This is a genomic window from Clostridioides sp. ES-S-0005-03 (assembly GCF_020658455.1).
Classification (GTDB): domain Bacteria; phylum Bacillota; class Clostridia; order Peptostreptococcales; family Peptostreptococcaceae; genus Clostridioides.
The window spans coordinates 975780-1002119 of the sequence record NZ_JACVWI010000001.1; the positions used below are offsets into that span (position 1 = coordinate 975780).

Consider the following 26340-nt stretch of genomic DNA (forward strand, 5'->3'; position numbering starts at 1 on the left):
TATAAATTGAGAGATAGAGTTTATATTGTAGACATCAATACCAAGATGTATCAAATAGCTAGATATAAGCAAAATGACAACAATGTATTTTATAACATGAGGATAGTACAGGATTCTATAGATGTTGATTTAACTGGATATACAGCATTAGCATTTTTTAGTTTACCAAGTGGAAGAGTTACTCAGAAAAATTGTACTATAGAAGGTTCAACTGTTTATACTGAATTAAGTCATATAGAGCTTTCAGAGGAAGGTGATGTTGCTTCTGAGATAACTTTATATAAAGATGACAAGGTAGTTACTACATTTTCTACAATAATAAAAGTTGAAAAAAGTATAAATAGAAATGCAATAGAGGATGAGCCTAGTTGGGATATAATAAAAGACATATTAAATGTATTAAGTTATGAAGAAGAAAGACAAGAAAATGAAAATGTAAGAAAATCTAATGAAGAAATTAGAATAAGTTCTGAAAATGTAAGAGTTGGCAATGAGAATATAAGAATTGAAAGTGAAAATCAAAGAAAAGATAATGAAGCTGAAAGATGTGATAATGAGGAAACAAGAAAAACGCAAGAGCTCACTAGGGAAGCAAATGAAGAAAGTAGAAAGACAAATGAAATAACAAGGGAAGCAAATGAAGAAAATAGAAAGACGAATGAAACAACAAGAGAAGCAAATGAAGAGATAAGAAAAAACAATGAGATAGTCAGAGAGTCAAGTGAAGAAACTAGAAATAATAATGAAGAAATAAGAGAAAGCAGTGAAACAACTAGAGATACCAATGAAGAAGCTAGAAAGGCTAGTGAAACAACAAGGGAAACTAATGAAGAAACAAGAAAAGCAAATGAAATAATAAGGCAAAGCTCAGAAACTAAAAGAGAAGAGAATGAAGAAATTAGAAAAAGTAATGAAGAAAATAGAGAGTTAAACGAATCAACTAGACAAACATCTATAACTAACATGCAAAAGAAAGTAGATGATAAAGTAGCTGAGGTTGATAATAAAATAGTTGAAGTTAATACTGCTAAGACAAATATGGAAACTGCTGTGAGCAATAAGATTACTGAATTTGAGGATAGATTTGGAGAACTTGAAAGCCTTGATGCTAGAGGCGAATTAATTCAAGCAAGAGAAACAGTTGATGGGACTGTAAAGGATACTCTGAAAGACAGATTGACATATGACTTTGAAAAAGTTAATGAGAAGATAGCAGAAATGACTTCGGCAGCAACAAATGTAGCCTTTAGTAAATCTTATATTTCTTCTGATTGGGTTGCTGATGGAGAATACTTTAAACTTACAGTTAACCATAATCTTGTTACAGAAAATATATTTGTAGCGATACTAGATGAAGCAACTAAGAAAAGTATGACTAATTCTTATACTGTAGTTGATTCTAATACAATAGAAATTTTTAATGAAAGTAATATAGATGTAAAAGTGACTGTTGTAAATGGTAATACAAATAAAGAAGTTATAACGGCTACAATAAACGATAATATAACAACACTAGATAGTACTTATTCTAGTGTTAAAATTGATTCAAAAATAGGTGTAAACGAATTAAGCACAAATGCTAAAAACCTAACAGATGCAGTTAATGAACTTTTTCAATCTGTCAGTAATGGAAAGGAATTAATCGCTACTGCTATTACTGACAAAAAAGTACCAACTAATAGTAGTGATACATTTCAAACTATGGCAAGTAATATTAGTAGTATAAAACAAATGCCAGATATGCCTGATGATGTTGAAGAAGTTTGGGAATTTACAGGCCATACAGGTGGAGTATATTCAGTATGTGTAGATTTAAATAATAATATAATTAGTTGCAGTCATGATAGTACAATAAGAAAAATATCAACAAGTGGTACTGAGATGTGGGAGTTCACAAGCCATACACTACCAGTAAAATCCATATGTGTTGACAAACAAAATAATATTTATAGTGCCAGCGATGATTACACAGTAAGAAAAATATCTCAAAGTGGTATAGAAATATGGAAATTTACTGGTCATACAGGGTATGTTGAAGGTGTATGCGTAGATTTAAATGGAAATGTTTATAGTGCTAGTGATGATTATACAATAAGAAAAATATCTCAAAGTGGTATAGAAATATGGAAGTTCACAGGTCATACAAGTTATGTCTTTTCTGTATGTACAGATTTAGATAACAATCTTTATAGTGGTAGTTATGATAATACTGTAAGAAAAATATCTCAAAGTGGTATAGAAATATGGAAGTTCACAGGTCATACAAGTTCAGTATATTCAGTATGTGTAGATTTAGATAGTAATGTCTATAGTGGTAGTGATGATAAATCTATAAGAAAAATATCTTCAAACGGAACTGAGATATGGAAATATAATGAAAATACTAGTAATATATTTACAGTCAACACAGATTCTGAAGGTTCGGTCTATATTGGAGGTAGAGATAAAATTATAAGGAAAATATCTTCAATTGGCACAAAAATATGGGAGTTTAAAGGTCATACTGATTATGTCAGATGTGTTTCTATAGACTCTAATAGTAATGTTTATAGTGGAAGTAATGATACTACTGTAAGAAAACTACAACAAAATTTAGGTATTCTAGTTACAAAAGATAACCAAAGTGAAATACACAAAATAACTAAACTAGATACTATTGTGAAAGAGGTTTTACCTGCTCCTATTGAAGTATGGAGATTTAATACAAATAGCAATGTCTGTTCTATATGCTTGGATTTAGATAATAATATCATAATAGGAAATGCTAGCAATCGTGTAAAAAAAATATCACAAGACAAGATAGAATTGTGGGAATATACAGGTTATGATAATTGGGTTAGAAGTGTATGTATAGATTCACATAATAATATAATAACTGGCAGCGATGATAAAACAGTAAGAAAAATATCTCCTGATGGTAATGAAATTTGGAAATTTAATGGGCATACAGCTTATGTACCTTCAGTTGTAGTAGATTCTAAAGATAATATTTATAGTACAGGTAATCAAACGAAAAAAATATCTCCTGATGGTAATGAAATTTGGAATTATAATAATCCAAATTATATGCGTTCAGTTGTTGTAGATTTTAAAGATAATATTACAATATGTGGTAATGACCGTTCAATAACAAGATTAAACTCTGAAGGAGTTCTTGTATGGAAAAAGTATTATTCTAATTTAATGTATTCAGTTGCAATAGATTCTAAAAGTAATATTGTAAGTGGAAGTTACGACAACATAATAAGAAAAATATCTTCAATTGGAGATGATATATGGACGTTCTTAGGTCATACGCGAGTGATAAACCATGTACATATAGATTCAGAAGATAATATTTATAGTGGAAGTGACGATAAAACTGTAAAAAAATTATCCCACAATGGTACTGAAATATGGAGTTTTAGTGATAGTATAAACAATGTATATACAATATGTACCAATTCTAAGTACCTTTATATAGGAGAGTTTGGCCAAAAAGTGGTTAAATTACAAAACACACATATAGTACAAAAAGTAGCTTATTATAATTAAAAATTAGGAGGAACTAAAATGCAAAAATATTTAACAGGATTAGAACACAAAGAAGGAAATATATATAAGGTAAATTTAATACACAATATGCCTTTTGACCAAACATATGGGTTAAATAAATCAGCTCAAGAATTGGAGCTAAATGGAGTATTAGTTAATGAAGTAGTAGAAGCAGAACAAAGAGAAGGTTTTGCACCTATTATGTATGTAGATAAGGTAACAAAAGAGATTACATATGAGTATGTGGAAATACCTTTAACACCTGAACAAGAAGTATTAAAAAAGATTAAAGAATTAGAACAGGAAAATGCAAATATAAATTACAGCTTAATGATGGGAGGATTAATATAATGTTAAATTACGATAAAATAAAATATTATTATGATAATAAAATGTGGACTAAAGAAATGGTTAAAAATTCAGTAGGTAAGAATAAAATAACTGAAGTAGAATATAGAGAAATAACAGGTGAGGACTATACTGAATAGTTCTTTTTTATGTTCAAAATGGAGAGTTACTTTTGTAGCTCTCTAAATAAAAAAGAAGGTGATAAATTGTTAAATGAAGATGTGGTAAAAAATATTAATAAATTAAATAATGAACAGGATAATATTAATTTAGAACTTAGTAAAAAAGCGAATAAAGAACATAAACATAATGTTAGTGATATAGAAGGAATAGTTGCAAATGCAGAAGATATAAATTATACAAATATAAAAAATGAAGAAATTTCAAACTCGAAACAAGCTTTAGACATATTATTTACAGACACAGAAACTAGTAAAAAAAGTATTTTAGATATAGAAAATTTAGTTGAGGCTGAAAATATAAAATGTACTACCAATACAGGAGAATATACTATAGAAAACAGTAAGAAAGGTTATTTAACTAACTTAAATATAGAAGGAAAAACACTAGTTAATTTAGCTAATCCAAACAACATAGCTATAACAGAAGGTTTGCGATATTTAAATCCATTTAAGTACATTGAAAAAGGAAAAGAATATACATTTATTAATTTAAGTAATAAAGAAATATACTATTTTCACAATAATGTAATTAAATTTAAAATGAATCCAGATAGTAAAACTCTATATACTATAGACATAGATATAACTGATACTAGCTGTCTTTGTGTAGCCCACAGTGAAAAGGGCTGGGGAGAAACTGATACAGATAAACAAGAGTTTACTAAGTCAGTGATAATTTTAGAAGGTGATTATACAAGTGTAGATATTAATTATTTTGAAGGGCTACAAAGTGTTGGTCAAGGAGATAATATAGAAATTATATCTTGTAAAGAAGATATGAGTTTGTTTGATAAAAAAGTAATTCAATATACACTTAGAGGATTACCAGATGGTACAAGAGATGGAATAGTTTATAAAGATGGTTGTTATAAGTTAATACAAAGATGCGAAGAAATCACATTAGATGGTCAAAGTTTTTGGTCTGAATTTACAGCTAATTCAAATGATGCAACCTTGCTATTTAAAAATCCTATAGGTAAAAGTGTATCTAATAATACAAACTTATATTGTGATATGTTTAAACCAATAGTAATATTTGATGCAACTAATACTGTTGAGGGAGTTTATGAGACGTCTAGTAATATTTGGGTAAGGATTTTTAAAGATAGATTAGCAACCCCAAATTTAGAGGGTTTTAATTCATGGTTAAACAATAACAAAGTTACTTTAGTAAGACCTTTGAAAGAGCATAAAGAGATAGATATTTCTTCAATAAATTTATATCAATATGACAATAAAACTAAATTTATTTGTAATTCTAATATTGTCACTAATATTAGTTTTGAATGTACTAGAAATTTAGGAAGTCAAATAGATGTTATTAAAAGCAGTATAAAAAATATAAATCATATACAGTCTAGTCCTAGAATTATGGATTTATCTAATAAACTTCTAAATGGATGGAAGAGAACTGTTTCAGATAATGGAGGATTTATAATAAGTAAAAATGGTAATCAAGTTAGTTTTCATATGCGAATAACAGGTGGAGCAACAACAGATGGTACGACCTTATTAAAATTACCAAATGGATTTATACCTAAAACCTTTTATGTTTTTCCCGTTTTTACAACTCAAAGCAATCAATTAGTTCAAGGTTTTATATTTTTTAATTTTGGAAATGGATATCTTCAAACTACACAATTAGGAAGTAATGTAGATGTGTATAGTTATGGAACTTATTTTATTGAATAAGAAAGGAATCGAGGTATGTTAAACCTAGAAAAAAAGAAAGAATTTTTAATAGAATATGGGTTTGAAAATGATTTAAATAATATAGATAATTATTTTATTACAGATGATAAAAAATTATTTACTCCAGTGGTAAAAGATGGAGAACTAATTAAAACAGGAGAACAGGTTTATAATGAGTGGCTAGAACTACAAAATAATCTACCTAAACCAGAACCAAGTATAGAAGAAATAAATGCAAATAAAATTATAATTTTAATAGAAAATCAAAAACAGCAAGATAGTTTATTAGTAGATAATGCTTATAGAATAGCTATGTTAGAACTTAACACAAACAATGTGTTATAAAAAATATATAAGACTAGGAGGTAGTAACATGTATAATATTTTAAAAAGAATGATTGAACAAAAAAATTATGAAACTAAAGAAGAGTTACAAACTAAGCTAGATGTATTCTATGCAATGAATAGAATAAAAGAAAGTGAATACACAGAGTTAACAAATTTATTAATTAAAGAAGAAACACCAGTAGAACCAAGTGAAATAGTATAGGTTCTTTTTTTATGTGTATGTTTATTAATTAGTTATTTAAAATTTAATAATAAAAAGAGAGGAAAGAAAAAAATGAATATTTATGATGGAAAATTAAACACTATTACAGCACTGATAGGAACATATTTTACGTGGTTATTTGGAACTTGGGAGGAAGTACTGGCTATCCTATTAACTCTTATGCTAATAGACTATCTGTTTGGAGTGATTAAAGGGTTTGTGCTTAAGAAACTTTCTAGTAGTGTAGGATTCAAAGGAATTGCAAAAAAAAGTGGAATACTTGTAATTGTGGCAGTAGCAGCATTATTAGACAGACTAATAAATAATGGAGACTGGATATTTAAGACATTAGTTTGTTATTTTTACATAGCAAATGAAGCATTAAGTATAACAGAAAATTGTGCAGCAATAGGTTTGCCAGTACCAGCTAGAATAAAAGAAGCACTAGAACAACTTAGAAAGGGGAATAAATAAGATGAAAATAGGTGTAAATTGTGGACATACAAAGACAGGAGCAGGCTCTGGAGCAGTAGGAATAATAAACGAATCTGTAGAGACAAGAAATGTAGGATATAAAGTAATAGATAAATTAAAAACTTTAGGCAATAATGTAGTAGATTGTACTATAGATAAAGCATCTACTCAAAGTGAGTGTCTATCTAAAATAACTGCACAAGCTAATAGACAAGACATTGACTGGTTTATAAGCATTCACTTTAATGCTGGAAAAGGGAGAGGGTGCGAAGTTTACACATATAAAGGTAAACAGTATCAAGATGCTATAGACGTTTGCAAAAAAATATCTGCTCTAGGATTTACAAATAGAGGGGTAAAAGATGGAAGTGGCTTATATGTAGTAAAGAAAACAAAAGCTAAAAGTATGTTAATAGAAGTATGCTTCGTAGATACTGACGATGCAAATAAATATTTAAGTTTAGGAGCTGATAAGTTAGCTAATGCGATTGTAGAAGCTATAACTAAACATGTAAGTTCAGCAGAAGAAAATAATTACAATAGATATAAACATACAATAGTATACAGCGGTGATGATAAAGTATCAGCAGGCATCTTAGGATTATATTACAAGAGATTAAAAGAAAGTTATTTAGTTACAGATATAAAAGACTATAAGCCACACCAAACGCAAAATCTGTATGTAATTGGTGGAGTAACTTGCAATAAAATGAAAGAAATGAGCGAGACTACAGGTGAAAAATTTACACAAATTTATTCTGATGATGTGTGGTCAACAATGGATAAGGCTAGAGAATTTGTAAAGACAAAATTATAAGTTTTATATTTTTAAAGATAAAGCTTTGATATATTTCATCCATAATTTTCAAAAACTTATATAAAAAAGAGTGTTTTATTTTTCTAAACACTCTTTTTTACAAGGATTTCAATAATCAATTTTTAAAATTAATAATATTGCTATCATTTCTTTTTCAAGTTTATAGTTTCTTCATTTCTATTCCAAGATATAATTACTTTATAATTAGATTCCCTATTTGAATAAAGACCTGGTCTTTGTCTTTTTATTATTTTTTCTTGACCTGATTCTAAAACTGCATCTTTTAAAATTATAACTGCATCTTCACCATCTATAAACTCATATGAATAATTAAAGTTTTGCTTAACTGCATCTTTACTGTCTTTATATTTTATTTCTAATTCTGATTGTTCTTCAGTAGTAACAAATTTAGCTGTCCAATGTTCTGATTCTCCAATAAAGACATTTTTATCATTTTTTATATTAAGTACAACTATCGTAGCGATTACTAAAACTATAAAAATACCTAGAAAAAGTTTTTTTCTCATACTGAGCCCTCCTTTGAATAATTATATGTATTATAACATGAAAACAGTTATCCAATATCATTATTATGAATTTTCTGAATTTTTTCGATATTTATATTCTATCGTGATAGAATATGTGGTATAATTAATAAAAAAGGAGGGATTAGTATGAATTCTAGGTTTAAAAAATCTGCAACAAGTATTTTATCTTTACTTGCAATGACAATACTATTACCAGCAAGTGTAAACGCTAGTGAAGTAGAAAATTCATCTATGAAAGTAACATATTCAGAGAAACAAGTAACAGATATGAACAAGTTATATGATATGGCTAAAAATGGAATCACTGATGTTAAAAGTCCCAACGAAAAAGGTATAATCAAAAATGAAAGAACAGGAGAATCTATGTATGTTGATGCTATATCAACAACACAATTATTAGAAGTCAAACAATCTAAAGATTTAACATCTAAGACATATTCTAAAACAATTTTTTTAGATACTGATACAATAAAGCCCCTTAGAAAAGCAAGTATATCAGAAGACGGATGGGATAAAACTGGCGGTGTAAAAGCATCTGGTACAGTTACATATACAATATCAAAAGGAGATGGAGCATTCCAATATATTTCTGTCAGTAAAGTTTCTGGAAACTGGTCTATTGCAGATGGTCAGATTCGTGTAACAAATAGAAAGGTGTACATAAACCAAACTGGATTTGTTTCTAATGGATTAGGAATTAAGCAACAACAAAGGAAAGACCCAACATCAAATTCTTTTTCATATAATGCACCTTCTAGTTGGAAACCAGTGGGTAGAGATTCTCTTCAATACAATTGTGGGTTTGAATCAAGCTCGACATTAGTAAGAGGAGGAAGCTCTTGGTCATTCAATTTCATCGTTCAACCTTAAAACATTTTAATTGAGTTTTATTAAAATTAAAGATATATTGACACCTTAAAGATATAATAAAAAATAAAATTATAGTATAAGTTGTAACAATAAAACGAACGAAAATCATCATACTAAAACATAAGACATGTTATAATTGTATTAGATATATACATTAACATACACCAAAGCACTCTTTTTATAGGAGTGCTTATTTTTTTTGAAATACATTAAGGTATAAAACTGTCAAGAACATTACTCAATACACCTTAAAATTGATTTAAATAGTTCTTTTTAACAACCTAAATTATATTATATAATAAAAAAATAGAAGTGTACTACCAATACACTTCTATAGTTATAACTAAGCATTCTCATGAGCGGGAGTGCTTTTTTCATTTCTCCAAACAATGTTGTTTACTTCATCAATGATTATCAAATCAATCTTATTATCTTTCAATATTTCTGTTGCAGTACAAATAAGATTATCTAAGTCAAAACTACGAGTTATTTCTAGTTGCTTGTTATTTACAAGTCTTTTTAGTATATAAGTCTTAAAACACATCTATATTACTCCTTTAATTTTATTGTTAGAGTTATTTCTGATTTAGTAGAAATAATTTCTAATTTATTATAAATATAATATGTCTTAAAGTGTATGTCAATACAAAATTCTAATAAAATAGAAGTTTGTTTTGACATTATAGAAATATTGATGTTATCATTTACTCAAGAGAGGTGATAAAATGATTTCATATAAACCTTTATGGAGAATGATGTTTGATAAAAATATTAAAAAAATGGAATTTAAAGAAAAAGCAAATATAAGTAATGGAACTCTTTCAAAGTTAAGTAAGAATGAATATGTTGCATTAGCTGTAATTGAAAAAATATGTTTAGTTTTTGATTGTACTCCAAATGATGTTATAGAAATAAAAAAAGATATTGAGTAGTAAAATTTATGATACTAATGTGATACTAATATGTTTTACAGTGTGTTAGAAAATATGGAAATAATAAAAATAATAGATTAGCTTACATGCAATAGACGAGATTTTATCAGATTATAAAGAAAAGTAATCCTTCTGGTGTTATAAAACATATAAAGAAAAAACATAGAGGTCAATTGAGTAAAGACATTTTTAATGATATACTAGAAACTATAAAAACAGTGCTAAAATCTCCTGAGTATATAGGAAGTCATCCTAAAAAACCTGGTAAAAGTGTAGAATTTGTAAAAAAACTTGATGATTATATATTAGTTGCTACAGAACTAGATACAAAAAAGGGATATCTATATGTCTCTTCATTATACTCCATAAAAGAAGCAAAATTAGAAAGTAGAATTAGTAGTGGAAGAGTATTACAATATGATGGTTAACATAATATTATTAATTTTTCCTAAAGCATTGAAAAATATTATCAAATAAGTTATAATATAAATATATATGTAAATATTTATTTATTAGATTTGAGGTTGGAAAAGGCACCCAATACGCTGCTTATAGGGTAGTTAATAGAGATGCAGGATACGCCGCCCTGCCAAATCTAATTAAATTTAAAAGAGAGGATTAATTCCTCTCTTATTGTTTTTTTAATTAATTTATTTAAAAGGGTTAAAAATATGGAGATATTTAGCACAAAAGAAATAAGATGTTTAAATGCTAATGAAGAATTGTATTTAGAAACTGCATCAAAATTTTTGATATACAGTGAAAGAGTAGGAGACTTATATTAAAGAGTTTTCAGATACTTATATTATAGAATTTTTGGAATGTAGTTTAGAATTCTTATTATATATATAAATACTAGAAAGAACTTTTTATTAGTTTTTAAAAATTTAGTTAGAAACTATATCATTATGGAAAAAAATGTATTATAATATTTAGAAATATTATAATAAGGAGCGATTGGATATGAACTTATCAAAAAAAATAGAAGATAAAAGAAAAGCTAAACAAAGAGCTGAAAAAGCCAAACAAGCTAAAATTGCAACGGCTGGTGTTGTACTAGGAGCTGTTACTGGTGCAGTTGGAGGAGTATTACTAGCACCTAAATCAGGAAAAGAAACAAGAGAAGATATAAAAGATGCATCTCAACAAATTGCGGATAAAATAAACATGAAAACAGTGGATGTAAAAGGTAAGATGTCTGAGAAATTAGAAGACAGAAAAGGAAATTTCATTGAATCAAAGCAAAAGATAAGAAATTATATAGATAATAAAAAACGTGTTGAAGATTCTAGCGAGGAAGATAAAGTAATAGACATTGTTGAACCAGTAAGTGTCACTGAGGAATAACAATGAATAACACAATAACAATTAATATTAGTATAATATATGTATTATTAGCTATACTTGGGTGTATCGCTTTAATTTATTTAATTATTGTACTTGCTAAATTACATAAGATTTTAAATAATGTTGGAAATGTATTAAATGAAAATACTCAAAATATAAATACAACTTTAAATAATCTTCCTAGTGTTGTAGATAGTTTTGGAGAAGTAGGCGAGAATATGAAAGATGTAACAGAGGCTGTTACTGAAGTTACAGCAGACTTTCTTGTTACTAAAGACAGCGTTAAATCAAATATGGATGTCATAGTTGATATATTAACTATAATTAAAAATATTTTTTCGGATAAAAAATATTAATACGATAAGCTTTAGTATTTCTGTGAATTTAAAACTTTACTAAACTAATTTTACAGAAAATACTTTATAAAGTACAAATAAATAAAGATGTATCTATTGATGAATAAACATAATAAGTAGATACATCTTTTTATTATATATTTATAAAATAATATCTATTTTATAACTTACCTACTTGTCTTAATGCTAATTTTACAGTTTCATATCTATCAGCACCATTTATTATTACATCACCTTTTACAAGATTATTAGCTTCTCCACCTACAACATAAACTTTTTTGCCTAAACCTTGCTTATAGCTAGATGCTTCTACTACTAAAGCATCTTTCAATTGCCAGTATAAAATTTGAGCAGCAACTTTATCAGCGTCCCCCTTATAAACTATTACATTTTCATACACTTTATCTCCCCCTTGAGAATTTGATATAGATTTATTTAATATTCCTTCTGCTATTAACTTAGCAACTTTATCTTTATTATTAACATAGTAATCTGTATCCGCTTTGCTATCTACAAAGCATACTTCTATTAGTATAGCTGTTGCGTTAGTGTGATTAAGCCAATAAAGATCTCTAACATCAGATTTTGCACCTCTATTTTTAAATACTGTAGCTAGTTTAGCATTTACCTTTTCTGCATATGCTTTTCCATTATTAGATTTATATATAGTTTCTGTACCTTCTGGGGTTGAAGTTGTAACATTTGCATTAAAATGAATCTGAACAGCTAAATCAGCTTCTTGTTTATTTGCTATAGCACATTGGTCAGCTAAATGATTATTTGATGCATCAACTTTTCCTGTATAAACAGTAGCCCCTCCTAATTTAAGCCATTTAACTATTAAGTCATTCATTATTCTTGTTTCTTTACTTTCGTTTATATATCCTACAGCTCCTGTACCTTTCCCAGTTAAAGTGTGCCCTGGTATTACTACTACTTTCAAATTATACATCTCCTTTATGATTAAATTTAACTTCTATTTAATATATGCACAATTTAAAATTTTGTTTCTTTTTATACTTTAATTATCTAATATAAAATATTTTGTAAAATTATAGAATAATATGTGTAAGTATTAAAATTGCAATTTTGTATATAACACATTGCTTGATTGTAATAATCTCAAGGCATATTCATCCATCCTATATCCAGTTTTATAGTAGATATGTTTAATTCCAGATTGAATTATGGCCTTAGTACAATTTAAACAAGGAAAATGGGTTACATAAATAGAACAATCTTTAACTGATATGCCTTCTTTAGCACAATAGTAAAGGGCATTTTGTTCGGCATGAATGGTTCTAATACAATGACCATCTCTCATCTCATGACCAACTTCACTACAGTGATTATCTCCAGATATACTACCATTGTATCCAGTAGATACGATTCTGTTTTCTGAGTTAACAATTATAGCTCCAACATAAGCTCTGTCACAAGTACCTCTTTCAGCTACTGTCTCACATAATCTCATAAAATACTCTTGCCATGAACATCTATTTTCAAGTTTACTTTCCAAACTAAATACCTCCAAATCTTATCTTTAATATATAAGATTTATACCTCAAAAACAGTATTAAAAACAAATTTGTTTTATAGCTAAAAATATAAAAGATAAAATAAATTTTAAATTGTTTTTTTAATAATTAAATCTTATTTCATTAAACTTTTTATAAAATTTTCATCATAAAATATGAAAACTGTCTTAATAAAATCAAGACAGTTTTTTATAATCAAAATTTATAACACAAGTTCATATTTTTCTTTAAACTCTTTTACAGCTTCAGGCCATGCCTTTTGTTCTGTAATACCTTTTTCTTTGGCTATTTTAATTGCAATTTCTCTTATCATTGCAGCTCCTTCTAATATTCCCATTTTCAATCTCCCTTCAAGTATCTTTTTGTACAGAATATAAATAGTGCTGAAATTTCTTACATATTACATCTACTACAATATCTATACAACATATAACTTATGAATTCCTTTTATTTTTATGCGCCTTTAACCGACATATAATTATATGCATTAAGCCTTAAAATTATGAATTTGATGATAATTATTTTTTATCTTTTATATACAATTGTGTAAGTTGCAAAATAGGGTAATCAGTATTTTAATTGTTCTATTACTTTATAATATACTCAATAAAAAATAAGATTGTATGATACATCTCCAGATATTATGGAAAGATGAATTGTACTATTGGATTTATGTAATAAAATCAGTAAATATCTAACTTATTTTACTGATTTTATACACTAAAAACTGTAGGTAAATTTGCTTTATGTTTCTCACAAATATTCCTACAGTTTCACATATTAAAGTTATATAGTTATAATTTTTTAATTGTACAATTCTAGTATTTCTAGAAAACTATCCTATAAATACTAGAATGATTAAAATTTACTAAATAATATTTTTTATTTATCTAGAATTATATATTTTTTCAATAATGTTAACTATAGCATACATTGCCCATGCACAAACAGCTAACACGAATACACCCATCATTACTAAATCTAACTTAAATACTTGACTGCCATAAACTATCAAGTATCCTATTCCATATCTTGATACTAAAAATTCTCCTACTATAACACCTACCCAAGCCATACCAATATTAATCTTAGTTAAGTTTATTAAATTTCCTGTATTTGCGGGTAATATAAGTTTAAATAGGATTTGTGATTTGCTAGCTCCAAAACTCTTTAACATCTTAATTTTTTCTTCATCTATATTCATAAAGTAATTATAGGCTGAAAGTATGGTAACAACAACGGAAATAGTTACAGCTGTTACTACAATTCCTTCTATTCCAGCACCAACCCAAACTATAATTATAGGAGCCAAAGCAGTCTTAGGAAGAGCATTTAAAACTACCAAAAATGGGTCTAATATTTTTGATAATTTTTCTGACCACCAAAGAGCAATAGCTACTAAAATACCTAAAACAGTTCCTATAACAAGACCAAGAACTGTTTCATATACAGATACTCCAATATGTTTAAATAGTTGGCCACTAGATGCATATTGAATAAACAAGTTGTAAATATCACTTGGTTTGCTGAATAGAAAAGTATTTATAACGTTTAAATCAGCTAAAATCTCCCAAATTATAATAAAGCCAATTAAAATTAATAGTTGATAAAATAATACATTTCTTTTTTCTCTTTTTACACCTTTAATATAGTTTATATATCCTTCAGATCTTTTATTAAGCCTCATGTGTATCTAGCTCCTTCCATAAGATGTCGAAATACTTTTGAAAATCGGGAACTTTACGTGTTTTGAGAGGCGTTTTTGTTCCATCCATATTAAGTTCAATATCATAAATATTTTTTATAGTAGCTGGTCTTTTAGATAGTATTGCAACTTTATCTGATATGCTTATTGCTTCTGCCATCGCTACAAAAGTGCGACCTATCAGACAACGAAACTAAGTCATCTATGTCAGCACCCATATAAACAATGCTAAGAGTGTTGCTAGAACTATCCCAAACTATAGAATCAATAATAGTAGACAACAATAACTTCTTATTATCCAAATTAGCATCATCAACCATATTGTTAAACTTTTCTAAATTACTAACAACAATATCTAAATTAACACTGGCATTTTTAATATCAGCATTGTTATCTTCTAAGTTTCTAACCTTAACTTTTAATTCTTCAATTTCACTATTTAAACTTTCAATCTGAGAGATAATATAATTAGAAGCAACACTACCAGTATTTTTAGCAAGTTCTATAACTAAATTACTGATGATTTTTTCTTTATCCTTAATAAAATTCCTAAATAAATTAATCTCACTATTAATACTATTTGATGCATTATCAACTTTAATCTTATTTTCATGAAAAGCATCTATAATAGATTCTACATTACAATTTTTAATTCTTTCAATAACAATAGCTTCAACTAAAGGTCCTTTAAGATTTTTACAATTACAAGCATCAACACCAAGATTCTTTTTAGTACCACATACATAATAATACTTTAATTCTTTATCAGTTCGTTTGCCTTTATAAGTAATTCTCATATTAGAACCACACTTAGAACATTTTAAAATTCCTGATAATAAAGCAACTTTACCAGTAGCAATTCTTGGACTCTTATCACGATTAGCATCAAGTAAACCTTGAACTTCAAGCCAAGTAGTAGAATCTATAATTCCTTTATGTTTAGCAATAGCTGCTATAGGTGTAGATGTATTTTTAGCATAAGTAAGTATTCCACATTCATTATCAGGAGTACCGATAACTTCCATATTATTATTTCTAAGATATTCTACAACAACATCATTAGCTTTTACATAAACAGGACTTCTAAGTATACCAGATAATGAACTAGGGTCAAATTTACCACCACGAGGACCTTTTATTCCATTGTGATAAACATATTTGTATAATTGAGATAAAGATCTAAGTTCTAGATACTTAGCATAAACTATTTTAACAACTTCCATCTCATCATCACTAACTTCTAACTGATACATACTTCTTTCTTTTAGGTTTTCATCTAAGTATTTGATTTTTTTACTGCTAAATCCATGAGGTGTTTTACCACCTAGCCATCTCCCAGTACGAGCAAGTTCATACATATTATCTTTTATACGTTCAGCTATTGTTTCTCTTTCAAGCTGTGCAAATACACTAGATATAAACATCATAGCTCTTCCCATTGGAGTAGAAGTGTCAAATTGCTCTTTGATAGATATAAAAGATATATCTAGTTTATTTAATTTTTCTATTAGAGTAGAGAAGTCAGATACATTTCTTGATATTCTATCCAATCTATAACACACAAGATAATCAAATTTGTTTGCTTTTGCATCTTGCATCATTTTTTTAAACTGAGGTCTATCTATATTACCACCACTAAAGCCTTCATCTTCATATATTAAAAAATCTTTTATACCAACAGATTTAGCATAGTCCATACATAGTTGTATTTGATTTTCTATAGATTCACCTTTGCCCGTAAATTTTGATTTTCTTGAATAAATTGCAGCCTTCATAAGTTTAACCCCCTTAAACTTTGGTATAAATTGACTTGAATAAGTAATATTCTGGTATTCAATTTCATATCACAAAAGAGTAGATGTATTTATCAGTTCACCCCTTATAGTAGTATTTTCAATACGTATAGGTATTAATAGTGTTTTATTATTTACTTATATATAAATATATGATGTAAAGAATACATTAAATGTTAATAATACATTTTTATTGCATCATATGAAAAAATATTGATTTCGTTTTCATAGAGAAAATTTGAGACTTAATTAGTTGTGTCAAGACAAGTCTATAACCTCATAGATTAATATAATAACTCAATTAAGGCATAGGGGGGTTATATATGGATATAAAAGTTGTGGAGATTTTTCCTACAAATCCACTGGAACTAAAAAAAATAGAATCAGCTAAAGCTATATGGTTTGTAAATGCATTAAGAAAAAAGTATCCTGAGGAAGTTTTAGATAAAGCCTTTAAGATACTAGAAGAAGATTTAGAAAAAAGTGAAGCTAAAGCTTAAAATTTTGATAAGGTATACATATGATATAAGAGAGGAAAAACAAATGAGAAAATATTTGGATTCACATATATTTTATGAGACTAATGGCATTAAAAGAGAAGAGTGGTTAGAAAAAAGAAAATCGGAAATCTCCCCCCTACGTTTAAAAATAGACGTAGGGGGCATTAATATTTATTTTTTATAAAGAAGTTTCTCTTAAAACTAAATTTTCATTTCTTTCAATTAGATGTCTAATAGACCATTCATTTTGAAATAACAATACTGGATTGCTATTTTTATCTTCAACTAGTATTGTATCCATTGGTATTGAAAGCTTATCCGATTTGAAAGTATCAGGTTCAATCCAACGTATGTGACGATAAGGTAGTGTATTCATTATCATATCAACACCATATTCTTGTTTTAGACGATATTCTAAAACTTCAAATTGAAGAACTCCAACGACTCCTACAATAAGTTCTTCCATACCAAAATTAGGTTGTTTGTATATCTGTATAGTACCTTCTTCTGATAATTGTGTAAGACCTTTTAAGAACTGTTTTCTTTTAAGAGCATTCTTTGTAGATACTCTTACAAAATGTTCAGGAGCAAATTGTGGTATACCAGTGTATTGTAAATTTGATTTTTTTTCACTTAATGTATCACCAATATTAAATATTCCTGGATCATGTATCCCTATAATGTCCCCTGGATAAGCTGAATCTATTATAACACGGTCTTGGGCTACAAACTGTTGAGGTTGTGAAAGTTTAACCTTTTTATTTCTTTGTACATGAGTTACTGTCATACCTTTTTCAAATTTACCAGAGCAAATTCTTAAAAATGCAATTCTATCTCTATGAGATTTATCCATATTAGCTTGAATTTTAAATATAAATCCTGAGAAGCTATTAGAATTAGGGTCAATATCACCTAAATTACTGCTACGAGGATTTGGTGGAGGTGTTATTTCTAAGAACGATTCTAAAAATGGTTCTACACCAAAGTTGGTAAGGGCACTTCCGAAGAACACAGGCGTCAATTCACCATTTAATACTCCGTCTAAATTAAAATTATCTCCAGCAATATCTAAAAGTTCAATATCCTCTAGTAGTTTTTCATGAAGAGCATCACCTAATAAAGTATTAAATTTTTCATCAGATATATCTCCAGTTGTAGATTTAGCAATAGATTGTCCATGGTTACCATCATCAAATAGTTCAACTTGATTTTTATGACGGTTAAACACACCTTTGAACTCTTTACCAGAACCAATTGGCCAGTTTACTGGACAAGAGCGAATTCCTAGAACATTTTCAATATCTTCAAGTAGTTCAAAGGGATCCTTTCCTTGACGGTCCATTTTATTTATAAAAGTGAAAATTGGTATTCCTCTCATTTTACAAACTTGGAATAATTTCTTTGTCTGATCCTCGACACCTTTAGCAGAGTCAATAACCATTACTGCACAGTCTGCTGCCATAAGAGTCCTATAAGTGTCCTCACTAAAATCTTGATGCCCTGGAGTATCAAGAATATTTATACAAAAGTTGTTATATTCAAATTGAAGAACACTTGATGCAACAGATATACCTCTTTGTTTTTCAATTTCCATCCAGTCAGATACTGCATGTTTTTGAGATCTTCTTGATTTAACTGATCCTGCTTCACGAATGGCACCACCATATAATAGAAACTTTTCAGTTAATGTAGTTTTTCCTGCATCGGGATGGGAAATGATTGCAAAGGTTCTTCTTCTTTTAACTTCATCAATCAAGCTTAAATTTTGTTCTGTCATTTTTTATCATCCTTTATTTTAATTTTACGATTATCCAAATATAAAAAATTATATTTATTAATAGTTTTAAAATGAACATAATTTTCCATATGCTATAAAAAACTACAATCCTATTAATATTATAACTTTATTGCAAAACTGTCAATATGAAAACCTTATGAAAATAGCTTTACTATCTTACTGTATAGCACAAACCCCTTTTTAAGATTAAAAGGACTTTTTTATAATTCCTAGCTCGTTAGAAGCAATAGCACCCTCAACTATTCTACATTTCATACATATTAAGATTGACTATAACAACTTCATATTTATGAGTATTATCATGAAAAATATCTGAGTTAGAATCTAAATGGATGGATTTAAATAAAATAGATTAATTCCTAAAGTTGCACTTTTATAGAAAGTGCATCACCAATATCATGTGTAACTAAAATAGTAGACTTATTTTCATTTTTAATAATACTATAAACATCATCACAAACCAACAGTCTAGTTTGATAGTCAAGAGCTGAAAAAGGTTCATCTAAAAGTAAAACATCTGGATTTACAGAAAGTGTCCTAATAAGAGCAACTCTTTGTCTCATACCACCAGATAATTCTTTAGGATACATACTTCTGAAATCCCATAGTCCATAAGTCTTTAAAAGCTCTTCAACTCTATCTAAAGATTTTTTATCTTTTTTACCTTGAATTTCCAAACCAATAGTTATATTATCCATTATATTTCTCCATTCAAGCAGATTGTCTTTTTGAAACATATATCCAATATTTCCAGTAATCTTTACATCACCACTAGTTGGTTTTAAAAGATTAGTAAGAATATTTAAAATTGTAGATTTTCCGCTTCCAGAAGGACCGAGTAATGTTAGTATTTCACCTTCTTTTAAATTAAAATTGACATCCTTTAATACTTCAAGCTCGCCTTCCTTAGTGTAGAAGTTCATATTGATATTTTTAACTTCTACTATGTTGTCATTCATTATGCCACCCCCTATAACTTTTAGCTCGTATATATTATGTTATTAACATTACAACCTATTTGTACCATTTTTCATAAATATAATATAAATATTTTGTTTATTTACGTATTTTCTTAGTAACTTGTACGTATAAATTATAGATAAATAAATTATAAGGTAGGGGATAAAATTGAGTAACATAATAACTAATTTGATAGAGTCAATATTTACTAATCCAATAACTATATTATTTTTACTTGCAATAACTGTGTATTCTATTTTTAAAATTATGGAAAACAACAAGTTGTATTTGTTTGTAAGTTCAAAACTAGAAGAAATCAACCAAGACTATAAAACGAGTGTATTTTATAGCAAAATAAGGAATGATTACTATACATATAGTAAAGAAAATCCTTATGCTGATGTAAATATAACTTCGTTTGTAGAAGAAGTTGTATCAGATTTAAAATATAATAACTTATCGATATTAGAAAAAATTAGGAGCATAAAAAATTCATCTTCAATAAGTATATTACTTGGAGTTTTAGGTACATTTGTTGGGCTTTCTACAATGCTTTTATGTGTTGATACTAAAGATATTATAAATTCACTTCCTTCGACTATTAGTAGCATGCAAACTGCATTTACAACTAGTATATTTGGAGTGGTGTTTTCTCTAATTATAGGCTATTTTACAAAGATAAAAGACTGTGAACATGTTTTGATACAAATAATGTTAAAAGCTGAGAATCTACTGACTTCTGAGGTAACTCATATTAAATCAGAAAGAATGGATTTAAAAGTAGAGGAGGTAAAAAATACAATAAAACAAATAAGCAAGTCTATAGAAGCTATTGAAAAATTTGATAAAATATCTAAAGACTTAAATGATTTTAATGACGAATTTATTAGTGGAATAGAAGCTTTAAAAAGTCTTTTAGAAGGCTCTCAAAGTTCTATTAAGACATTTGACCAAAGTGTAAGAAAATTAGATAAACAGTTTAATATTTTAAATGTAAAATTTGTAAAACTGTTTGATAAGTATGATAATCAAGATAATATAAATAAGGAAATTTTATTTGATATAAAAGAATCCTCAAAAAATATATATAATTCCACTGAAAGCCAACATAAAATTAAAGATTATATAAGAAATATAAATGCAGGATTTGCTTTATATGAAAGAAGTGCTCAAGATTTGTTAACTAAATTAATGACTCATGAAAACAAAATATCTCAAAATCAAAAAATTCTTTTAGACGAAAAATATACTCTAGACGATTCAATTAAGAATCTTTCAAGTATTATTGAGAACTTTTCTAATGACTTACAAGCCAAACTAGATATAATGTTTGAGAACTCTTTAGACATTCAAGATAAGCTAGATGTTATGTTTAATAACTCCTTCATGCAAGACGAAGTTCCTCTTGATAGTGAAGACTTATTTGAAAGTAATATTGATAGTATATTTAATCCTTTAAGTGAAGAAATTTATGAGATAGAAAAGAAAGAAATAAAGGTCATAGGTGAGGATGAGTTAAATGAATAATAAATATAGAAGAACTGTTAACAGAGAATTTGAAAAGAGTAGTTTCTGGCCAACATTTACAGATTTATTATCCACTGTGTTGATGGTTGTAATTCTTATATTATTTAGTTCAGAAAGTATCTCAGGTTCAGTTGAACAGGATTTAGCTAAAAATGTGAATGCTTCTGTTGAAGATACCTTTAAAAAAAGTGGTATACCTGTGAAAGTGGATAAGGCTAATGGTCAAGTAACTTTTGGTGAAAGGACAATGTTTGATGTAGATAGTGATGTCTTGAAACCAGAGGCTAAAGAGATGTTAAAAATGTTTGTTCCAAAGTACATAGAAACTATTTATAAAGATTATGGCGACTATATATCTAAAATAGTTATAGAAGGCCATACAGACGATGTAGGAAGCTATATCTATAATTTAGATTTATCACAAAGAAGGGCATATAGCGTTGCTAAATTTATAGTAGGAGATGAAATAGGTAATTATAAATATAAAGATAAGGTAACTAAACATATTATTGCAATAGGTAGGTCAAAAGCTGAACTCTTAAAAAACGGAGATAATAGTGTAAATAGAGATGCATCTAGAAGAGTAGAGCTAAAATATGAAATAAATATTAATCAAAATAAATAGTTAAAAAATTATAAAAAAAAAGAAGGCAGTTGGTGTGAGCTTTAAGCCTTCTTTAAGGAAAAAGTTTATTTATTTTTGTTGATATTTAATATATTATAGTTTTTGGAAGAATTTTGCAATATTTTAAACATAAATGGGCGTTTAAAATGCATAACTGGGTACTACTGATGTAAAATAATTCATTTTATATAATATAAAACTTATAAGGTGTCAATTTTCTATGTTATTGCTTTATAAATTATTATTTAAATATTATGTAAAAAAACATCGTAAAAACTCATATCATGTTACAATTAATTAGTAAAAGGGTAATAACTAATTCTAGTTATTACCCTTTTACTGCTGATTAAAAAATTTAGATTTAATCATTTTTTATTAACTGGTAGCCAAAACATATTCCTGAACCGCCAGTTTTTTTAATTTGATACATTGCCTGATCTGCTTTATTAATTAATTCTTCAGCATTATTTCCATCTTCTGGATAGCAAGCTATACCAACACTAGTATTACAATATATAGAACCATTTTTTAAATTCCATGGGTTTTTAAACCTTTCATGTATAAAACTTACTAAATTACGTATGTTATTTTTTGTAATGTCACCACCAATTACAGCAACAAATTCATCTCCACCATTTCTATAAACTGAATTTTTAAGAAGTGGAATTGATGAGAAGAATTCCCCCAATTTTATAAGAAACTCGTCACCAGCATCATGCCCATAATTATCATTAATTACTTTAAAACCATCAATATCGAAAAAGATTACATACCCTTGCTCATCTTCTTTAGCATTGTCAATTCTATTTTTACATTCTTCAATAAGCATTCTTCGGTTTGGAAGACCTGTTAATACATCATAATTTGCCATATATTCAATTAATTCTTCATTCTTTTTATTATCAGTTATATCTGCACTACTAACAAGATGAGCAAGACGACCATCAATCCATCTGAAAGCTGTACTAAATACTCTAAACCATGCTCCATCAAAAGGTCTTTGATAATTCCAGGTATGTACTCCTGTAATGTTGCCGTTTTCATCAATAAGATTTTCTTGTGGGCAAAACTCACAATGAGATGTCTGCCCAGGGAAAAGAACCTGCCAGCATTTCTGACCCAAAAATTGAGATATCCCACCATAAGGTTCAGCCATTGACTTGTTTACATATATAATATCATATGTATAAAAATCAATGACATAAATATCTATGCCTGTATTATTTATTATGCTTTCAAGTGCAGTCTGTGTGAAGAAAACTTTATTTCTATGTATTCTTACACTTAAATACTTTTCAAGTAGTGAAAGGACAATACATAGTGTATTAAGTTCAGAATCAGAAAAATCTATTTTCCTAGATGTAGTATTTAAAAATAAAATAAAGCCATAATTATTAAAATTCTCATCTATCACAGATATTCCAATCAAAGATTCTGCATGAAAAATATTCATAAAATCAATCTCACATGGTTTATAATTTTTATTTTTATTTAAATAAATTATTTTCTGATGAGCTAATTGCTTTTGAAAATCCGATTCAATTTCATATGCATTGAAACTATTACATAATTTTATGTCATTCAAACTGTAATTCTCAGTTAAATTAAAATGATTATATTGGTCTACTTCATATACTAGAGCACATTCAAACGAAAAACTATTACATATAAGTTCAAGCGATTTAGTGACTTTTTTTGTATCTATTTGTTTTCCAACAATTATATCAGCTAATGCTAGAATGAGTGTATAATGTGAATTATCTTTCATTTTTACCTCCTGAGTAAAAATTCTGTCAATAACTCATCCTTTAGCTAGGTTTGAAATGGGAATTTCTTTCCTCAAATATAGGTTATGATAGTTAAACTGACAGTTATCAAAATCTAGAAATATATTTTTATATTACTAAGAATAGCTTATTTAGCTATTTTCTCTTGGTTAATACATATATTATAGTATATTTTTCCAATGGATTAAAGCTTAAAAATCCTTTATTTTGTAATTTATCATCATTACTATTATATTAAATATTATTACTTAAAAATATATAAAAAGTTAATAAATTATATTATTAAAATAAAAAAAGTTGAGATATTATTGTTTTATTATTAATACAAGATAAATTAACTGTATAGGATAAATATTGATATCAAATGGCTAATTATGATAGAATAAGTCGGTAGATGACATAAAGTATTGTGAAAATGGAGGAGTAAGTTATGATAGAAGGTAATATAAAAAACAAAAGAAATTGTAAAATTAAAGCTTTGGTATTTTTATTGATAATTTCTATATCTATTTATTTAACTGGATGTAGTAGTGCAACAGACAGTGAAAATAATCAATCAAATAACCAAGAAACTTTATCTAGTAGTATATCAAATGATAAAAATATAAAAATTCATTTTATTAATACTGGAAATAGTGATGCAATATTAATTCAAGAGGGCAAAACTTTTACGTTGATAGATGGGGGAGATAACGATGATGAGAATTTAATGGTAGACTACCTAAATAATCAAGGGGTAAAAGATATTAAGTATCTTATAGCTACTCATTCTCATGCAGACCATCTAGGGGGACTTGATTCTGTTGTAAAAAATTTCAATATAGAAAATGTTTTTGTATCAAATGGTTCAGCAGAAACAAAGAGTTACAGAGATTTTATAAATGCTTTAGCAAATAAGGATTTATCTCCAAGTGTACCTCTTGAAAATAAAAAGTTTTATCTTGAAGACTCCTATTTTGAAGTTCTAAATACAAATGGAGGAGATACTACTAATGAACAATCACTAGTACTTGCATATACTAATGGTAACGATAAAGCCTTATTTACAGGTGATGCTGAGGAAGGTACAGAAAAAGAAATACTATCAAAACTTGGAGAAGTAGACCTTTTAAAAGTAGCTCATCATGGTTCTCGTAGTAGTTCATCTCAGGCTTTTTTAAATAAAGTAAACCCTGAATATGCAGTAATTTTAGTTGGGAAAGGTAATTCATATGGTCATCCACATGAGGAAACAATGAACAAATTAAAAAAGATGGGTGTAAAAGTACATAGAAGTGACGAATGTTCAGATATAGTATTTGAATCTACAGGTGATGGAGTTTTTACAAGCTGTAAAGATGGAAGTTACAAAAAGGGTGTTAGAGAAGATGGAAACTACGAAAATTTAAATAACAATACAGACAAAAACGAATCCTTAAATAAGGAACAAAATGTATCAAATTCGTCAAAAACAGTGTATTTTACTCCAAAAGGGAAGAGTTATCACTCAACTAAAAATTGTAGTGGGCTTTCAAGAAGTAAAAAAATATTATCAGGTACAATTGCAGAAAGTAAGAAAAATGACCCATGTGATATATGTTATGGAAAGCAATAGTTAAAATATCAATAGCTAAAGTATGAGAAATAATAAATAAAAAGCATTAAATATTATAAAAAAGTAAATGCATATAAAAATAAGCTATTCCAAACAGATAAAATAAAGAAATTAAGATACATTTTATCTATTAAATAGCTTATTTTTTTGATATTCTTTAATAGTTATTTTATAACTCTAAATACACCAGTTACAATACCTACAATTTCAACTTCTGAGTCTTTAAGCATAATTGGTTCCATAAAATCATTTTCTGGTTGAAGTCTTATAGAGTTTCCTTCTTTAAAGAATCTCTTGACCGTCGCAGATTCACCATTTATAAGTGCAACCACTATCTGAGAATTTAAGGCTGTATTTTTTTTGTCTACTACAACGTAATCTTCATCTAAAATTCCTGCATTAATCATACTTTCGCCTTTTACTTTTAATACAAAATTATTACTGCCCTTTACTAAACTGGCAGGGAATGGAATATATTCCTCTATGTTTTGTTGAGCTAAAATGGGTTCTCCAGCTGTTATTTGACCTACTAAAGGAAGTTCTATTATTTCCTGGTTAGCTCCAGAAACATCATTGACTTTACTACGCTCTAAAACTTCAATAGCTCTTGGTTTAGTAGGGTCTTTTCTTATGTATCCCAGTTTTTCAAGTTTATTTAGATGAGAGTGCACAGTTGAAGTAGATCGTAACCCTACAGCAGTACATATTTCTCTTACAGCAGGTGGATAGCCTTTTAATATGATTTGAGATTTTATAAATTCCAGTATTAAAACTTGCTTTTCAGTTAGATCTAAATACATAACATCACTCATTTCCAAACATATTTTGTTTTTATTTCCATACATTTATATTTTTAATTATAA

Annotated in this window: 29 protein-coding genes; 17 read left to right on the top strand and 12 right to left on the bottom strand. The window is 27.6% G+C overall.

Translation table 11 applies throughout. From position 1 onward, the window contains the following. Nucleotides 1-6: 6 nt before the first annotated feature. From IC218_RS04720 to IC218_RS04755, 8 genes are all read left to right on the top strand, one after another. Nucleotides 7-3534 carry a hypothetical protein gene (locus IC218_RS04720; protein WP_227823921.1) on the top strand — a complete coding sequence of 1176 codons (3528 nt, stop codon included), beginning with the start codon at nucleotides 7-9 and terminating at the stop codon, nucleotides 3532-3534. 18 nt (nucleotides 3535-3552) lie between these two features. Continuing rightward, a complete protein-coding gene (locus tag IC218_RS04725; protein WP_227823922.1) occupies nucleotides 3553-3885 on the top strand; it encodes a hypothetical protein in 333 nt (110 codons plus the stop codon). Beyond that, the gene (locus IC218_RS04730) at nucleotides 3885-4022 is read left to right on the top strand and encodes an XkdX family protein (protein ID WP_227823923.1); all 138 of its coding nucleotides are present in this window, start codon (nucleotides 3885-3887) and stop codon (nucleotides 4020-4022) included. Before IC218_RS04725 ends, IC218_RS04730 begins: the two co-directional genes overlap by 1 nt. 66 nt (nucleotides 4023-4088) lie before the next feature. Next, on the top strand, nucleotides 4089-5756 hold the full coding sequence (locus IC218_RS04735; RefSeq protein ID WP_227483161.1) for a hypothetical protein: 1668 nt from the start codon (nucleotides 4089-4091) through the stop codon (nucleotides 5754-5756). A 15-nt stretch (nucleotides 5757-5771) separates the two neighbouring features. Next, nucleotides 5772-6101, top strand: coding sequence for a hypothetical protein (locus tag IC218_RS04740; protein ID WP_227823924.1), 330 nt, complete (start codon nucleotides 5772-5774; stop codon nucleotides 6099-6101). A 28-nt stretch (nucleotides 6102-6129) separates the two neighbouring features. Then, complete coding sequence (locus IC218_RS04745; protein ID WP_227483159.1) at nucleotides 6130-6306, top strand: hypothetical protein; 177 nt, start codon at nucleotides 6130-6132, stop codon at nucleotides 6304-6306. Between the two features lie 72 nt (nucleotides 6307-6378). Then, on the top strand, nucleotides 6379-6780 hold the full coding sequence (locus tag IC218_RS04750; protein WP_227483158.1) for a phage holin family protein: 402 nt from the start codon (nucleotides 6379-6381) through the stop codon (nucleotides 6778-6780). Between the two features lies 1 nt (nucleotide 6781). Continuing rightward, nucleotides 6782-7597 (top strand): N-acetylmuramoyl-L-alanine amidase, encoded by an 816-nt coding sequence (locus IC218_RS04755; RefSeq protein WP_227823925.1) that lies wholly within the window; start codon nucleotides 6782-6784, stop codon nucleotides 7595-7597. A 143-nt stretch (nucleotides 7598-7740) separates the two neighbouring features. Here the strand turns inward: IC218_RS04755 and IC218_RS04760 are convergent, their stop codons facing one another. After that, nucleotides 7741-8124: a hypothetical protein gene (locus IC218_RS04760; protein WP_227823926.1), complete on the bottom strand. Its 384-nt coding sequence runs from the start codon at nucleotides 8122-8124 to the stop codon at nucleotides 7741-7743. 147 nt (nucleotides 8125-8271) lie between these two features. On the opposite strand from IC218_RS04760, the gene IC218_RS04765 reads away from it, so the two are divergent. Then, complete coding sequence (locus tag IC218_RS04765; RefSeq protein WP_227823927.1) at nucleotides 8272-9015, top strand: hypothetical protein; 744 nt, start codon at nucleotides 8272-8274, stop codon at nucleotides 9013-9015. 343 nt (nucleotides 9016-9358) lie between these two features. Here IC218_RS04765 and IC218_RS04770 read toward each other — a convergent pair whose 3' ends face one another. Further along, complete coding sequence (locus tag IC218_RS04770; RefSeq protein WP_227435218.1) at nucleotides 9359-9559, bottom strand: hypothetical protein; 201 nt, start codon at nucleotides 9557-9559, stop codon at nucleotides 9359-9361. Nucleotides 9560-9740: 181 nt separating this feature from the next. Between IC218_RS04770 and IC218_RS04775 the strand changes: the two genes are divergently transcribed. From IC218_RS04775 to IC218_RS04790, 4 genes are all read left to right on the top strand, one after another. Continuing rightward, on the top strand, nucleotides 9741-9947 hold the full coding sequence (locus tag IC218_RS04775; RefSeq protein ID WP_227435217.1) for a helix-turn-helix domain-containing protein: 207 nt from the start codon (nucleotides 9741-9743) through the stop codon (nucleotides 9945-9947). A 140-nt stretch (nucleotides 9948-10087) separates the two neighbouring features. Beyond that, nucleotides 10088-10375 carry a PBECR2 nuclease fold domain-containing protein gene (locus IC218_RS04780; protein WP_227824263.1) on the top strand — a complete coding sequence of 96 codons (288 nt, stop codon included), beginning with the start codon at nucleotides 10088-10090 and terminating at the stop codon, nucleotides 10373-10375. 535 nt (nucleotides 10376-10910) lie between these two features. Next, on the top strand, nucleotides 10911-11294 hold the full coding sequence (locus tag IC218_RS04785; protein WP_227823928.1) for a YtxH domain-containing protein: 384 nt from the start codon (nucleotides 10911-10913) through the stop codon (nucleotides 11292-11294). Nucleotides 11295-11296: 2 nt separating this feature from the next. Further along, on the top strand, nucleotides 11297-11650 hold the full coding sequence (locus IC218_RS04790) for a hypothetical protein (protein ID WP_227823929.1): 354 nt from the start codon (nucleotides 11297-11299) through the stop codon (nucleotides 11648-11650). Between the two features lie 160 nt (nucleotides 11651-11810). On the opposite strand, the gene IC218_RS04795 is transcribed toward IC218_RS04790, so the two are convergent. The 6 genes from IC218_RS04795 to IC218_RS04815 all read right to left on the bottom strand — a co-directional run bounded on the left by IC218_RS04795 (nucleotide 11811) and on the right by IC218_RS04815 (nucleotide 16668). Next, nucleotides 11811-12593 (bottom strand): N-acetylmuramoyl-L-alanine amidase, encoded by a 783-nt coding sequence (locus IC218_RS04795; RefSeq protein WP_227823930.1) that lies wholly within the window; start codon nucleotides 12591-12593, stop codon nucleotides 11811-11813. A 132-nt stretch (nucleotides 12594-12725) separates the two neighbouring features. After that, the gene (locus IC218_RS04800) at nucleotides 12726-13169 is read right to left on the bottom strand and encodes a deoxycytidylate deaminase (protein WP_227435208.1); all 444 of its coding nucleotides are present in this window, start codon (nucleotides 13167-13169) and stop codon (nucleotides 12726-12728) included. Nucleotides 13170-13390: 221 nt separating this feature from the next. Further along, nucleotides 13391-13525, bottom strand: a complete 135-nt coding sequence (locus IC218_RS21830; RefSeq protein WP_009889851.1) for a hypothetical protein — start codon at nucleotides 13523-13525, stop codon at nucleotides 13391-13393. A gap of 549 nt (nucleotides 13526-14074) precedes the next feature. Continuing rightward, nucleotides 14075-14875, bottom strand: a complete 801-nt coding sequence (locus tag IC218_RS04805) for an ABC transporter permease (RefSeq protein WP_227435206.1) — start codon at nucleotides 14873-14875, stop codon at nucleotides 14075-14077. Then, on the bottom strand, nucleotides 14865-15053 hold the full coding sequence (locus IC218_RS04810; protein WP_074014355.1) for a sulfonate/nitrate/taurine transporter ATP-binding protein: 189 nt from the start codon (nucleotides 15051-15053) through the stop codon (nucleotides 14865-14867). The genes IC218_RS04805 and IC218_RS04810 overlap by 11 nt, the downstream gene beginning before the upstream one ends. Beyond that, a complete protein-coding gene (locus IC218_RS04815; RefSeq protein WP_227482659.1) occupies nucleotides 15025-16668 on the bottom strand; it encodes a recombinase family protein in 1644 nt (547 codons plus the stop codon). The genes IC218_RS04810 and IC218_RS04815 overlap by 29 nt, the downstream gene beginning before the upstream one ends. Nucleotides 16669-17009: 341 nt before the next feature. Between IC218_RS04815 and IC218_RS04820 the strand changes: the two genes are divergently transcribed. Further along, nucleotides 17010-17186, top strand: coding sequence for a hypothetical protein (locus IC218_RS04820; RefSeq protein ID WP_227437652.1), 177 nt, complete (start codon nucleotides 17010-17012; stop codon nucleotides 17184-17186). A gap of 178 nt (nucleotides 17187-17364) precedes the next feature. Here IC218_RS04820 and IC218_RS04825 read toward each other — a convergent pair whose 3' ends face one another. After that, a complete protein-coding gene (locus tag IC218_RS04825; RefSeq protein ID WP_227437655.1) occupies nucleotides 17365-18963 on the bottom strand; it encodes a peptide chain release factor 3 in 1599 nt (532 codons plus the stop codon). A 380-nt stretch (nucleotides 18964-19343) separates the two neighbouring features. Then, nucleotides 19344-19943: an ABC transporter ATP-binding protein gene (locus IC218_RS04830; RefSeq protein ID WP_227482658.1), complete on the bottom strand. Its 600-nt coding sequence runs from the start codon at nucleotides 19941-19943 to the stop codon at nucleotides 19344-19346. Between the two features lie 169 nt (nucleotides 19944-20112). Between IC218_RS04830 and IC218_RS04835 the strand changes: the two genes are divergently transcribed. Together IC218_RS04835 and IC218_RS04840 are read left to right on the top strand one after the other, a co-directional pair. After that, nucleotides 20113-21471, top strand: a complete 1359-nt coding sequence (locus tag IC218_RS04835) for a hypothetical protein (protein ID WP_227823931.1) — start codon at nucleotides 20113-20115, stop codon at nucleotides 21469-21471. Continuing rightward, the gene (locus IC218_RS04840; protein WP_227435201.1) at nucleotides 21464-22096 is read left to right on the top strand and encodes an OmpA family protein; all 633 of its coding nucleotides are present in this window, start codon (nucleotides 21464-21466) and stop codon (nucleotides 22094-22096) included. Before IC218_RS04835 ends, IC218_RS04840 begins: the two co-directional genes overlap by 8 nt. Nucleotides 22097-22457: 361 nt before the next feature. Here IC218_RS04840 and IC218_RS04845 read toward each other — a convergent pair whose 3' ends face one another. After that, complete coding sequence (locus tag IC218_RS04845) at nucleotides 22458-23864, bottom strand: sensor domain-containing diguanylate cyclase (RefSeq protein WP_227823932.1); 1407 nt, start codon at nucleotides 23862-23864, stop codon at nucleotides 22458-22460. 449 nt (nucleotides 23865-24313) lie between these two features. Here IC218_RS04845 and IC218_RS04850 point away from each other — a divergent pair, with 449 nt between their 5' ends. Then, nucleotides 24314-25477, top strand: coding sequence for a ComEC/Rec2 family competence protein (locus IC218_RS04850; RefSeq protein WP_227823933.1), 1164 nt, complete (start codon nucleotides 24314-24316; stop codon nucleotides 25475-25477). A 164-nt stretch (nucleotides 25478-25641) separates the two neighbouring features. On the opposite strand, the gene lexA is transcribed toward IC218_RS04850, so the two are convergent. Beyond that, on the bottom strand, nucleotides 25642-26277 hold the full coding sequence (gene lexA / locus IC218_RS04855; RefSeq protein WP_227435195.1) for a transcriptional repressor LexA: 636 nt from the start codon (nucleotides 26275-26277) through the stop codon (nucleotides 25642-25644). Nucleotides 26278-26340 lie beyond the last annotated feature (63 nt).